Raw genomic sequence first — 13,794 nt, forward strand, 5'->3', positions numbered from 1 at the left:
GGAACCGTTAAGAGTTAGAATGTAGGTCTTAAGCGAGCAATAGACCCTCTTTCTTGCTTAAATAAAGACATTGTGATGATTTATCTCTCTCGAATGGACTGGAACAGTCCAAATCACTCTTTTTTTAAGCAGACTCCCTGATAGAAAGTATACTTTCTCCTGGATAAGGGCAACATCGGCTTCCGCTTTCGCCAAATGCTCGGCGCAAGCCATGTTTTCTTTATAACTGGTTAGATGCATGTCTGTCTTTTTCTTTGTAACTTCGAGGTGGAATCATGCAGAGAATACAGATAGATAGGAAATGAAGTCGCAATGAAAATTATATAGTCGTAAACCTTACAATGTGCCGTCTTTCTTGTTTTGAAGAGGATGAATTAATCAAAGAGTATTCCATAGGGAGAATATCAGCTCGGAGGGCTATATGGTAACCTAGGGGGCTGCTTACTGGTGTTTTCGCTATCTCATAAATACTTGAATAAATGTAAAAAGCGCAGGATCTCTACGATCCTGCGCTTTTTCTTCAGGCATCTGACAGGAGTCCCTAGTCTGCGATTTATTAGCGTCGCTAAAAATACTATGGACAATGTAGTGTTACTTCATAATGAATTTATATTTACAATTATTAAATTGTTGTGAATATTTAACTATAGTATATTGAAACTGCGATGTAAAAATAGCAAGGGGGAAAGAAAATGGGAAAATTGAGTGAACAAGAATTCCAAGCGTATCTAAAACAGATCAGAGAATTAACAGAAGGCACGTTCGATAAGATGCAAAAAGACATTGAGGTTACTAATGTGTTCCCCGAGGAGTTCTATCAACTGGGCATCAAAAATAACCTGTATCGTTGCTCACTGCCAACGGAGTATGGCGGTTGGGGCCTCTCCGAGCTGGAAATTCTGAAGATACAGGAAGAATTTAGCCGCGGCCCTGGCGGAATGCGTATGCATCTGCACTATGCCATGGATTTGAACTGGCGTCCCTTGTATGACTTCGGTAGTGAAGAGCTTAAGGCAGAGTTAATGCCCGGCTTCCAGGATAGATCTGTCTTTACCTGCTGGGCTGTCACCGAGGAAACAGGCGGAACTGGTGCCGATATTGCAACATTGGCCGTAAAAGACGGAGACGATTACATCATTAACGGGGAAAAGTTCTTAATCTCACACACTGACTGCTGCAATTATGCTTACATTACCGTTCTTACCGACCCTAATGCCGATAAGGACCACCGTCTCTCTACCTTCATGGTTCCTTGTGACACCCCAGGCTACGAAGTTACACCCATGCCTCACATGATGGGGTGCCGGGGTTCAGGTCATACCGGCTTAAAGTTTACCAACATGAGAGTCAACAAGAAATACTTACTCGGCAAAGAAGGCGATGGTCTTCATATCTCGATTCACTCTCTGTCTGTTTCCCGTGTCCACATCGCTGCCAGCAATTTGGGCATGGCTCAGCGTATGTTGGAAATGTCTCTCAAACGTGCTCATGATCGTGTTACCTTTGGCAAACCCATCATTGAACGCCAGGCTATCAGAATGAAGATTGCCGACATGGCTACTCATATTCATGCTCTGCGTACCATGGTGTATGATTTTGCGAAGGACTACGAAAAAGATCCTAAGGGAGAATACATTGAAGAAAAGGCTGCAATGTGCAAACTGTTCAGTATCTTTGTTACCAAACTATGCGGTGATGAGATGCTAGAGATCTTCGGGGGTATTGGGTACTTCGAAGATTGCGAATATGGTCCTACTGAGCGCCTGTACCGCGACTCCCGCGCAATGTGGTTAGAGGAAGGTACTCCCACCGTACAGCGCATTACCATTTCCCGCCAGACTATCAAACACGGTGGTCAGTTAGAGTACCTCGATTAATCCTAAGTAATCTATGGACACGCCATAGGGTCATCAGTGTCATGCCGATGGCCCTCTTTTTTTACTTTTGTGACGTACCAACTGCCATTGGAGGATATGACGCTGCGAGCTTCATGTGGCTTTCAGATTCAGAATATGCTGGGAGGGCAGGAATTTGGCAGAGCAGGAATTTGGGCCGCTAAGAAGCAGGGTAGCCAGGAAACCTTGGCCGGAATGCCCCAATATAGTAATCTACCGTTGTAGTCATTGTGGCAGGCTGTACCAAGGGTTGGGCTATGATATGCCAGCTCAAGAGCCTGCCTGCTGTGATGAGCCCATGGAACGGCTGAAGCCGCTGCATCTGGAGGACGTGTCGCCCGCTATCAATGTGAACTACAAGATCGTTGGCGGTTTCAACCAGAGTGCGGTGCAGGTATTCTGGGAAATGAAACAGCCGGAGGACAAACCAGAGTGGGTTTTACTTAAGACCTTCGCCGGGGGTTACATTAAGTATGTCACTTCAAAGAAGCGGCCACCCATGGTATTTCCTTTATCCGACGAGGACGCCTATGTTTATTGCGACAGGAGCACCTGTCAAGAGTGTATCTTTCGTTGCAAGCGAGGTTTTATCATCTATTTATATATTAAAACAATGGGGCTGTTGGAGGTTCCATTGGAAAAGATGTCGGACTATTTTAAGTCCTAGCTTTAAAATTAGGAGGAATGTCTTATGGAATCAAAGATTGGCAATAAACGCTGGTATATTATTGCAATGTTGGTTTTATGTTTTACCTTTATGTATTTAGGAAGAGCCAGTATCTCAATCGCCGGTCCGGTTCTCATGAAAGAGTATGGATGGACAGGAACACAATTTGGCTTAGTTTCAACAGCCTTTTTCATCGGTTATGCGCTAACCATGTTACCGGCTGGGTGGCTATCCGACAGGTTTGGGGCAACTAAAGTAATTGTTGTCGGAACATTGCTTTGGTCCTTGTTTACCTTTTTGACTCCGGTTGGTTCGGCAGCAATAAGTTCACTCGTGTTGATTCGAGCAGTAGTAGGTTTAGGTCAAGGTGTTACTTTGCCTGCTACCTCCTCATTGGTATCCAGATGGGTTCCCAAAAAAGAAGCAGGAAAAGCACAAGGTTTAACTCTTGTAGGAGTTCCTCTAGGTGTTGTACTTACAATGCTTATAGGTGTCTATTTAATACAGAATTATAACTGGCAAACGATATTTTATCTATTTGCTCTTCTTGGACCGATTTGGTCCTTAATTTGGGTTAAATTTGGTAAAGATCGACCGGACTTGCACTCGTCGATAAGCCAGGAAGAATTAGAATACATCCAATCAGATCAGGGTTCAAAAGATAGTGGTGGTCATGCAGTTAGCTTTTCTGCAAAAGAAATTTTTTCAGTTGCATCTGTATGGGGAGCAATTATTTCGTACTTTTGTTACAATTACGTTTTTTACTTGTTATTAACATGGTTACCCACCTACTTAGCTGTTGGTCGTGGTTTTACCTTAGTAAAAAGCGGTTACTATACAATGATTCCATACCTTGTCGCAATGATTACTTATCCTTTAGGAGGAATCTTGGCTGACTGGGCATCTCAGAAATATGGGCAGAATATTGGCCGAAAGCTGTTTCCTGTTTGTGGCTTAATCATAGGCGGGATTGCCTTAATATTTGGAGCTCAGGCCAGCAACGCCAATATGGCTATCTTCTTAATTGCAGCGTCTATGGGATGCTTAACTATTACTCAGGGAGGCTTCTTCTCCATTCCAATAATCTTTGCCCCTAAAAATGCTGGAACAATAGTTGGCATGTATGGTTTTATTGGTACAATGGCAGGAATATCTGCACCTCTTGTTACTGGTATGGTTGTTGACTCCTATGGGTACAATTTTGCTTTATTCCTTGGCTCATCGATGGCAATTTTAGGTGCAGTCATATTATTGACTGCTAAGATTAAACCGATTGAAGTTAAAATCAAACCGTTGAGCGGAATTTCAGTCGGTAATTAGTTAAGACAAGTAAAAAAACTAACCTCCAGATGGGAAAGAAGACCCAGTTGGAGGTTGGCAGAATATAAAGGAGTGTTGTACTTTGAAGGGATTAGAAGGAGTCAAAGTGATTGAGTTAACTTCTTTCGTAGCGGCCCCCGCGTGCCCAAGAATTCTTGGCGAAATGGGGGCTGAGATTATTAAAATTGAACCATTTACCGGTGATGAGATGCGTACCCAGGGCCCAGGTTATGGTATGCTACGCGATGATATTGAAGATCCTGCATTCGATATGCCCAGTCTTGATAAGAATTGGGTGAGCGTTAACCTTAAAAGTAAAGAAGGTATAGAATTCGTTTATAAGATGCTGGAAACTGCTGATGTCCTTGTTACAAACTATAGAGATAAAGCTCTGGTTAAATTAGGTCTGGACTATAAGACCATCAGTGAAAGGTTTCCACATATTGTGTATGCTCAAATGAGAGGCTATGGGGAAAGAGGTCCGGAAAAGGATTCAAAGGGCTTCGACGCTACTGCCTATTCCGCTCGTGGTGGCATATTAACAGCATTACCCCAGATGGGTGAAAGTCCGGTAAATGTCCCCGCTGCTTTTGGCGATTGGAACGCAAGTGGCTTTTTGACTGCTGGCGTGCTGGCCGCTCTGGTCAGAAAAGAGAAAACGGGTTTAGGAGACAAGGTGGTCGTCAATCTCTATCATGTTGCATGCTGGGCAATGCAGCATGCTGTTGTTTCCCGCCAGTCTGGGGCTCTATATCCAAGATCAAGAAAACTGGTTCCAACTCCATCAAACAACTGCTATAAATCTCAAGACGGAATTTGGTTCCTAATTTGCCAAGCCAACTATAATGCGTACTTTGAACAGATGGTTACAGCATTTGGTATCGAATCTCTTATTGGCAATGAAGAACACGATTCTTTGGAAAAGCTCACGGCAAATAAGACAAATGGCTATGTAGTTGAACTGTTCGAAAAAGCGTTTGCTAAAAAGACATTTGCTGAGTTGGAAGTAATTTTCAGAGAAAATGAGATCCCTTACCAGAAAGCCTTTACGATTGACGACATACTTGAGGATGAAGAAGCTTATGCGAATGACATTTTAAGACGTGTGAAATACAAATCTTATGGCGAGCGGGTTATTCCTACAAGCCCGATTAGACTAAAGAGTGTTGGAGACCCTAAGTTGTGGACTTCTAAGCCGATTGGTTATGATACTCATAATTATTTACTAAAATATGGGTATTCTGAAGACGCTGTTCAAAGGCTTATTGAAAATGGTGTTGTTAAAGTGTATGAAGATAAAGAGTTAGAGTTCGATAAATTAAGCGGCACATCAGCGTCAGAACCTCTTCCTTAAGATAGAAAACTTATAAATGAAAAGCAGCACCCATGTTCCTTAGGCCGGCTGAAGTATTCACAAGAGTGTAATCCTTCCAGCCAGCCTAAGGATTTTTTATAGCCCATCGCAAGGGGGATGGCACAAATCATTTTCCCGTGCCCAATGCACAAAAAAGGTCTTAAAGTTTGAAAGTACGGAGGAAAGTTTTGGTTTTTTCGGAAAGACCACCGACACAGTTCTAATTGCTGTTGGCTTAAAACGAACCACTGCAACGTTTTTTCTCGTAGCGGACATAGCTATCCGCGAGGAAACCACCGCTATTCCCATGCCTTCAGCTACAAGTCCAACGCAGGTATCAACGTAGTGAGCCGCATAGGCAAATTTCGGCTCAAACCCTGATAATTTACAAGCCTCAATGGTGTCTGCAAAAGCACCGGAAGACTTGGAAAGACAAACAAAGGTTTCTTCTGAAGCCTCTTGTAAATCAATAATCTCTTTCGAGGCAAATGGGTGAGAGGTGCTAGTTATGATGACTAATTCATCTCGGACTAATGGATAAGACTCAAGTGGAATTTTCCCGGGTTTATGCTTATCGAATGCCGTAAGAAACGCTACGTCAATCTTGCCGCCATACAATAAGGGGTAGAGGTCAAAGCATTCGGCCTCGTGAAATTCCAGCGAAATCTTTGGGTAGGTTTTTTGGAAAGACGCGATAATTGGCGTAATACCAAAAGCTCCTATGGCGGGTATAGTACCTATAGATACTTGGCCGCTTTCACCATCTACATATTTTTGCATGGCAACGTTTATTCCGGAGATAGTCTGCATTATCTTTTTTGCATGCTCTACAAATTCGAGGCCGGCTGGGGTTAGGTGAACCGAGCGCGTAGTTCTTCCGAACAAGACAACTCCCAGTTCGTCTTCCAGTTTCTTAATTTGTTGGGATAAAGAGGAAGGAGTTACACAAACCTCAGATGCTGCACGAGAAAAATTTTGATATTTTGCTACAGCAAGTGCGTACCTCATTTGATAGAATTCCATACAGTACTCCTATTCCAGAAAATTCATATAATCAATATTCTGGAATAAATGGAAATATCCTTCTAGGGTAATACACTGTTATATTTATCTGTGAAGCTTAGATATTTGCAAAAAAAATTAAAGATACTATAATCTGCGATTTTCCGCGATATTTCGTCATAATTAGACAGTTAATACTGAATAATAACGCGCTATTTATTAGTAGGACTAAAGTACAGTTAGTTGTTTAGTTTAACTTCATAATGTTTTTATATTTATACTTATTAAATTGTTGTAAATCATTAAGTATAGTACATTTAATGTGATCTCAGTAAAATTTTACCACCATAGCGGAAGTGCGGGGATATCTATCTAGCCAGGAAACGCATTAGTTACCCAGACCTAATAAATCTAATCTATTAATTATGGCTAAATAATAAGGATGGGTGTAATCGTGAGTTCACAATATTAAAGTAGCTTCTGTCTCAAAGCAAATTATCAGTAAATTATGAGTGTTGAATTTATTGTAGATTTAATATATAACGTCTTTGGTGCGAAAAATTCCGTATTTATTTGACGATTGAAGGTTATGGAAAATTGAGGAGGGGTATTGTGAGTTCAGGAGTTGGTAACAAAAGATGGCAGATCATCGGCATGCTGACTTTGTGTTATATGATCTTATATATGGACAGATCATGTATGTCGATGGCCGGGCCAGCTATGATGAAACACTTTAACTGGACCGCTACACAGTTTGGTCTGGTTTCAACTGCCTTCTTTATCGGCTATGCATGTACTCAGCTTCCAGGTGGTTGGCTCGCGGACCGATTTGGTGGTGGCAAAGTTGTAATGTTCGGAGCCCTATGGTGGTCTCTGTTTGTATTTCTGACTCCTTATGGATCAACGCTAGGGTTAATGGTGTTTATACGCATTGCGATGGGGTGGGGCGAAGGCGTTTCTTTGCCTGCGATGACTTCGATTATAGCGCAGTGGGTGCCCCAAAAGGAATCGGGATTCGCGCAAGGTTTGAGTATCATGGGCGTCGCCCTCGGGATTGCTGTTACTATGCCGCTTTCAGCCTGGATTATCAAAAATTGGGGCTGGCAAATGGTGTTCTATTCATTTGCCTTCATTGCTCCTGCTTGGGTCCTGTTTTGGTGGAAGTATGGTAAGGATAAGCCGGAGCAACACCCTGCAATAAGTAAAGAAGAAATAGAGTATATCAGAGCAGATCAGGGGGGCAGTGTAGATGATTCGGGTCAAGCAGTAACCTTAACATCGAAAGACATATTTTCAACGCTGTCAGTATGGACTGGTGCAATATCGTTTTTCTGTACCAACTACCTCTTCTACCTATTCATGACATGGTTACCGGTTTACTTTGTAAGGGGGCGTGGTTTCGAAATGGGAACAAGCGCCATATATACCATGATGCCATATATCGTTGCAACGTTCACATATCCTTTTGGTGGTTGGTTAGCTGACCAGGCAGCTAAAAAATTAGGGAATAATGTAGGTAGGAAGCTATTCCCTCTCCTTGGCATGGTAGGTGCCGGCATCTTGCTGATATTCGGATCTAAGGCGACTAGTCCGACTGCCGCGGTAGCGTTAATATCAGCATCCAACGGCGTGTTATGCCTCACCATGGGTGGATATTATTCTATGCCGATCGTTTTTTCCCCAACTAATGCCGGCAAAATCGTTGGTCTTTACGCTACCTGCGCCACAATTGGTGGCATAACTGCCCCGCTCTTAACCGGTATTGTTGTGGATGCCTATGGATATGACTATGCTTTATACTTAGGCGCGACTTTATCCATCTTAGGTGCACTTATCTTATTGACTAGTCAGGTTAAACCGATTATACCTAAGGCCGATAGAATCGTAACCACTAAAAACGTAATCCGAAACATAAAGTAGCAGTAAATACGAGAATTATCGGCAATACCTCATCTAAAGTTGGGACAGAATACTGGAGAGGTTCTAGAGCGGCTTGGTTTTAATAAAGATGATATTAAGGCAAAGGCGTAGTCGAAGGAGTATAAAAGAATAGATTTTGGAGTGACACTCTTTAGGTACTATCGTTCGTACAGCAGTGCGATAGCCGGGGTGTCTTTTCTTTTTGTTGTATTATTTCAAAGCGTACGGGGTTAAGCACAGAAACGCAAAATGGCAACTTAATCTTGTGACTTATTATTATAGCTAAAGATAAAATTGACAATTTAGTTTTGCTTCACAGTAGATTGATAATTTAGAAATGTTAAATTGTTGTAAACAATGAAATATAGTAAATTGAACATGACAATTAAAAATAGTAGTCTGGGGTTTCTGCTGGCGATCGGCAGAGAAAGGTGTTAACGTGGGAGACTCTTACGGCTACAAGGCTAATTTAAGCAATTCGAACACAATTTAATGATTTGGAGGGATTTACTATGGGACACATACTAACAGCAGAACAAAAAGAGTTAGTTGAAATGGTAAGAAACTTCGCGATTAAAGAAGTAAAACCGCATATCAAAGAGCTTGACGAAAAAGGCGAATTCCCAATGGAGCTTCTCAAGCCAGCTTTTGACATGGGTTTGCATTGTCTGGAAATACCTGAGGAATACGGCGGTTCTGGCTTAGATTATCAAACAACGGCAGTTATTTTTGAAGAATTAGCTAAAATTGATGCAGGCTATGCAATTTCTCTTGTTACTACATTTGTTGCACTAAGGTCTGTTATCATGGCAGGGAACGATGCCCAGAAAAAGTTATTTGCTGACATTATCATTCCGGGAGCATTTGGGGGCTTCTGTTTAACAGAGCCTAATTCAGGGTCGGACGCAGGCTCGATGAGGGGTACAGCTGTTAAGGATGGCGATGAATATGTAATTAACGCCAATAAATGTTTTGTTACAAACGGGGGCGTAGCCGACGTATTTGTAGTATTTGCATCTACAGACAAGAGCAAAGGCATCAAGGGTATATCCGCGTTTATCGTGGAAAGAAACCGCCCCGGTATTACCATTGGTAAACATGAAGATAAAATGGGGCTTAGATTGTCAAATACCACCGATGTAACTTTTACAGATGTTAGAGTTCCTGCTGACCATTTACTTGGAAAAGAGGGAACAGGCTTTACAACAGCTATGAATACCTTAAACGTTTCAAGAGCCTTTGTTGGTGCTTTAGCTGTTGGTATTTGCCAGGCCGCGATCGATGAGGCTGTAAAGTATGCTAAGGAAAGAATTCAATTCAAAAAACCGATCGGACAATTCCAAGCAGTTCAAATGATTTTAGCCGATATGGAAATTCAAACAGAAGCGGCCCGCCAGTTAGTTCACCATGCAATGATTTTAATGGATGATAATAAACCAGTAGTAAAAGAAGGCTCAATCACGAAAACCTTCTGCGGTGATACAGTAGTAAGGGTAACTACAGACGCTGTTCAGATATTTGGCGGATACGGCGTCAGCAAAGAATATCCGGTTGAGAAGTTAATGAGAGATTCAAAGGTATTCCAAATCTTTGAAGGAACAAATCAAATCCAAAGATTAGTAATTGCAAAGGAAATGCTCAAGTAATTCTACATAAATATTTGATCTAAAGGGAGGAAGCAGTTAATGGATATATTAGTCTGTGTTAAACAAGTACCAGATACTTCAGAGATAAAGATAGATCCAGTAACAAATACACTTATTAGAAGTGGTGTGCCAAGTATTGTAAACCCATTTGATGCTAATGCACTTGAAGCAGCTGTGCAGCTTAAAGAAGCACATGGCGGCAGTGTTACTGTAATAAGCATGGGACCTGACCAAGCTAAAAATGCGTTAAAGGAATGTCTGTCGCTTGGAGCAGACAAAGCAGTGTTAATAAGCGACAGATTATTTGGCGGCTCTGATACATTAGCAACAAGCTATATATTGGCAACAGCCATTAAAAAACTAGGAAAATTTGACCTGATTCTATGCGGCAAACAGGCGATAGACGGTGACACCGGACAAGTAGGACCTGAGATAGCCGAGCATCTTGGCATTGCGCAAGTAACCTTTGCTGCAAAGCTGGATGTTAAAGAGGATATTATTACTGTAAATAGAGAGCATGATGAAGGCTATGAAATAGTGGAAGCTAAGCTTCCGGCAGTAGTTACAGTAGTGAAATCAATTAATAAACCCAGATATCCATCTATTAAGAGTAAAATGGCAGCTAATAAAGCAGTGATAGAAGTACTTACTGCCGCAGACTTGCCAGAAATTAATACAGCCAGAATAGGTCTTAAAGGCTCACCCACCAAGGTAAAGAAAACATTTACACCTCCCAGAAAAGAGTCTGGTATAAGAATTCAAGAACATACAGGATGCGAGTGTGCGTTTAAGTTACTCGAAAAGTTAATGGAAGCTAAGCTTGTTTAAAGGGAGTGTTAATGATGAATATTGCAGATTATAAAAATGTATGGGTATTTATTGAGAATGCTCACGGCCAGGCAAAAAACGTAGGTTTAGAACTTTTAAACCAGGGTAGAATCCTGGCAGCGGCTAATAATGAGAAACTTCTTGGTGTTGTTATTGGTAAAGATGTAGATGACGCAGTCAAATCAGCAATTGCTTATGGTGCTGATGAGGTTATTTTGGTAGAAGGTGAAGAATACAAAGACTATAATACTGACGGATACACCAATGTAATGGTGAAGTTAGTGGAAAAGCATAAGCCTTCGGTAATATTAATTGGAGCTTCTAATAACGGAAGAGATTTAGGTCCAAGGATAGCAGGCAGATTAGCGACAGGCTTGACAGCAGACTGTACGGGTTTAGGAATTAATGAAGAAACCGGTGATGTAGCATGGACAAGACCTGCCTTTGGTGGAAATCTTATGGCTACTATACTGTGCTCTAATACCAGACCACAAATAGGAACTGTACGACCTGGAGTATTTAAAAAGGCACAGCCCGACGCTGCCAAAACTGCAAACGTAATAAGAGAAGAAATTAGAACACCTGCCGAGGATATTAGAACAAAGGTTGTAGGCTTTATAAAAGCTGTGGACGAAGCAGCAGTTAATCTTGAAGAAGCAGAAATAATTGTTTCAGGTGGGCGAGGTATGGGTAAACCTGAAAACTTTGCAATTATTAAAGAGTTGGCTGATATCTTAGGTGGTGCCGTGGGAGCATCAAGAGCTGCTGTAGATGCAGGCTGGATGCCGCCTCTTCAACAAGTAGGCCAAACAGGAAAAACGGTAGGTCCTAAAATTTATATTGCCTGTGGCATATCAGGAGCTATTCAGCATCTGGCAGGGATGTCGTCCTCAGATATAATTGTGGCAATCAATAAAGATCCAGATGCACCTATATTTGATGTTGCAGACTATGGAGTAGTAGGAGATTTGTTTGAGGTGATTCCTGTTCTTATTGAAGAAATAAAGAAAATAAAAGCAAGTTAAAAATAATTAAAGCGTGTTTTTGAAATAACACTGTTAATAAAAAGAAGATGAGTAAATTCCAGATGCGGAGGGTGCTACATGGATTTGGGTAGATGTGTATTGTTGTATACATAATGCTACTAAACCACAAAAGTAACGAAGCAGATGGTTTTTTATAACATCCTCTTTTTATTGCTCGTATAACGCTGCCTTCATAGCAGCCCGTGAAGGTGCACTACCGGAAAAGCCAATCGGGGGGGTGAGATGAATGTCTTCAGGGATAAGGTTTAATGAGTGCCGGAAACGGGAATACCGGCAAAAGGGCTACTGGGGTGACGCCACTCTGGCCGATTATTGGAAGATGGCAGTCTTAAGCTCCCCGGAAAAGGTAGCAGTGATTGACCTGCAGGGAACTTGCTATACGTACGCTGAACTTGATGACGCTGCTAGCAGAGTAGCAGCTTTTTTAAAAGAAGCAGGAGTGGCATCAGGTGATTTCGTTTCTTTTCAATTACCTGGCTGGGCTGAATTTACAGTAATTTATGTGGCATGTCTAAAAGCAGGGGCAGTTGCAAATCCCATTTTGCCATGCTATCGTGCCGACGAATTATTATATATTCTAAATAAATGTGAATCAAAAGTAGTCTTTTTCCCGTCTGAGTTTAGACGTTTTGACTACCTGCCTATGGTACGTTCGCTAGTCCCTCAAGTTTCTAGTCTAAGGGAAGTAGTGATAGTAGAAAAAGAAAAGCAGGTAGATGCAGGCTATACATTAAATAGTGTAATTAGGCAATACCCGCCGTTGACTGATAACGGTGTTTGTAAGGCGGATGATCTGGCAGCAGTTCTATTTACTTCAGGGACAGACGGTTTTCCCAAGGGTGTTATGTTTACTCATAATAACATTATTGCTAGCGAGAAGGCTTTTGCAGCTGCGTTGAATTTCAACTATCTAGACGTCATGTTAATGACAGCACCAATGGCACATGCTACCGGTTTTCATCACGGTGTGACCGCACCATTTATATTCGGAGCGAAAAGTGTGTTGCAGGATATATTTAACTCAGATACCAGCCTTGAGTTAATCATACGTGAAAAATGTACCTGCAGTATGGGCGCCACACCATTTGTCCACGATATACTACGCTCCTTACAAAACAAGAAGTACGATATATCTTCATTACGCTTCTTTCTATGCGGAGGGGCGCCGATACCCAGGCACATTGTTAAAGAATCACTGGAAGTAGGACTTAAGGTAGTTGGGGTCTATGGCTCTACTGAGAGTATACCCCACACTGCCGTACGCTTGGATGACACGATTGAGAAAGTGATTAATACTGATGGCGCGGCTGTACCTAGTGTAGAGATAAAGGTTGTAGATGCATCACGACAACCGGTACCGGTGGGGAGCGAAGGAGAGGAAGCGTCCCGCGGACCTAATGTCTTTATGGGTTACCTGAAGGAGCCCGAATTGACAGCACGTGTTCTAGATGATGAGGGATGGTATTACAGTGGTGACCTCTGTACATTGGATGCGGATGGCTATATCCGTATTACGGGTAGAAAGAAAGACGTCATCATTCGCGGTGGAGAGAATATAAGCAGTGTCGAAATCGAAAACATCTTACTCCAAATTCCTAATGTTCATGAGTCAGGCGTAGTTGCAATGCCTGACAAAAGGTTAGGTGAGAGAATTTGTGCTTACGTAGTCCTAAAAGATGCTGATAGCGGGCTAACCTTGGAAGACGTAAAATCTTTTTTTGCGGAGAAAAAAGTAGCCAAATGTAAGTATCCTGAACGACTAGAGTTAATAAGTAGTCTCCCAAGGACTGCGTCAGGCAAGATACAGAAATTTGTATTGCGCGAGGATATTAAAAATAAGCTAAGCCAGGAGATTATGGGGAATAGCAATATAGTAATGTTGTGACATGATTGGAAGCCGCAGGCGCTGTTAAATGCTTTCAAGGAGAATTATAACATTCCTCCCAAAAAAATTATAAAAGACCCCTGGCAAAAGCGAGGCCACTGAAAAAGTCCCTTTAATACTTAAAAAGGTATAGACCCTCAAGAAAACTGAGGAGGCTGTACCTTTTTTCCTGTATAATAAAGGTATTAAAGGGAGCAGGTGAGTCAAATGATTCAACAACAACAATCTATG

10 protein-coding genes are annotated in these 13,794 nt (G+C 41.9%); 9 read left to right on the forward strand and 1 reads right to left on the reverse strand.

Annotation, left to right across the window (positions count from 1 at the left end):
- Positions 1-692 precede the first annotated feature (692 nt).
- From VN447_RS06960 to VN447_RS06975, 4 genes are all read left to right on the forward strand, one after another.
- Positions 693-1,877, forward strand: a complete 1,185-nt coding sequence (locus VN447_RS06960; protein ID WP_325524200.1) for an acyl-CoA dehydrogenase family protein — start codon at positions 693-695, stop codon at positions 1,875-1,877.
- A 154-nt stretch (positions 1,878-2,031) separates the two neighbouring features.
- Positions 2,032-2,562 (forward strand): hypothetical protein, encoded by a 531-nt coding sequence (locus VN447_RS06965; RefSeq protein ID WP_325524202.1) that lies wholly within the window; start codon positions 2,032-2,034, stop codon positions 2,560-2,562.
- Positions 2,563-2,586: 24 nt separating this feature from the next.
- Entirely contained in the window at positions 2,587-3,882 is a 1,296-nt protein-coding gene (locus VN447_RS06970; RefSeq protein WP_325524204.1) for an MFS transporter, read from the forward strand.
- An 82-nt stretch (positions 3,883-3,964) separates the two neighbouring features.
- Positions 3,965-5,236, forward strand: a complete 1,272-nt coding sequence (locus VN447_RS06975; RefSeq protein WP_325524206.1) for a CaiB/BaiF CoA transferase family protein — start codon at positions 3,965-3,967, stop codon at positions 5,234-5,236.
- A 96-nt stretch (positions 5,237-5,332) separates the two neighbouring features.
- On the opposite strand, the gene VN447_RS06980 is transcribed toward VN447_RS06975, so the two are convergent.
- Entirely contained in the window at positions 5,333-6,259 is a 927-nt protein-coding gene (locus VN447_RS06980) for a LysR family transcriptional regulator (RefSeq protein ID WP_325524208.1), read from the reverse strand.
- A gap of 591 nt (positions 6,260-6,850) precedes the next feature.
- On the opposite strand from VN447_RS06980, the gene VN447_RS06985 reads away from it, so the two are divergent.
- The 5 genes from VN447_RS06985 to fadK all read left to right on the forward strand — a co-directional run bounded on the left by VN447_RS06985 (position 6,851) and on the right by fadK (position 13,563).
- A complete protein-coding gene (locus tag VN447_RS06985) occupies positions 6,851-8,158 on the forward strand; it encodes an MFS transporter (protein ID WP_325524209.1) in 1,308 nt (435 codons plus the stop codon).
- 512 nt (positions 8,159-8,670) lie between these two features.
- Positions 8,671-9,804 carry an acyl-CoA dehydrogenase family protein gene (locus VN447_RS06990; protein WP_325524211.1) on the forward strand — a complete coding sequence of 378 codons (1,134 nt, stop codon included), beginning with the start codon at positions 8,671-8,673 and terminating at the stop codon, positions 9,802-9,804.
- Between the two features lie 39 nt (positions 9,805-9,843).
- Positions 9,844-10,632 (forward strand): electron transfer flavoprotein subunit beta/FixA family protein, encoded by a 789-nt coding sequence (locus tag VN447_RS06995; RefSeq protein ID WP_325524213.1) that lies wholly within the window; start codon positions 9,844-9,846, stop codon positions 10,630-10,632.
- An 11-nt stretch (positions 10,633-10,643) separates the two neighbouring features.
- A complete protein-coding gene (locus tag VN447_RS07000) occupies positions 10,644-11,657 on the forward strand; it encodes an electron transfer flavoprotein subunit alpha/FixB family protein (RefSeq protein WP_325524214.1) in 1,014 nt (337 codons plus the stop codon).
- 247 nt (positions 11,658-11,904) lie between these two features.
- A complete protein-coding gene (gene fadK / locus VN447_RS07005) occupies positions 11,905-13,563 on the forward strand; it encodes a medium-chain fatty-acid--CoA ligase (RefSeq protein ID WP_325524216.1) in 1,659 nt (552 codons plus the stop codon).
- Positions 13,564-13,794: the final 231 nt, after the last annotated feature.

It is taken from the genome of Sporomusa sp., assembly GCF_035561155.1.
Classification (GTDB): Bacteria; Bacillota; Negativicutes; order Sporomusales; family Sporomusaceae; genus Sporomusa.

Coding starts and splice junctions, on each gene's coding strand:
- VN447_RS06960 (WP_325524200.1), top strand. CDS start 693: ATGGGAAAATTGAGTGAACAAGAATTCCAAGCGTATCTAAAACAGATC.
- VN447_RS06970 (WP_325524204.1), top strand. CDS start 2,587: ATGGAATCAAAGATTGGCAATAAACGCTGGTATATTATTGCAATGTTG.
- VN447_RS06980 (WP_325524208.1), bottom strand. CDS start 6,259: ATGGAATTCTATCAAATGAGGTACGCACTTGCTGTAGCAAAATATCAA.
- VN447_RS06990 (WP_325524211.1), top strand. CDS start 8,671: ATGGGACACATACTAACAGCAGAACAAAAAGAGTTAGTTGAAATGGTA.
- VN447_RS06995 (WP_325524213.1), top strand. CDS start 9,844: ATGGATATATTAGTCTGTGTTAAACAAGTACCAGATACTTCAGAGATA.
- VN447_RS07000 (WP_325524214.1), top strand. CDS start 10,644: ATGATGAATATTGCAGATTATAAAAATGTATGGGTATTTATTGAGAAT.
- fadK (WP_325524216.1), top strand. CDS start 11,905: ATGTCTTCAGGGATAAGGTTTAATGAGTGCCGGAAACGGGAATACCGG.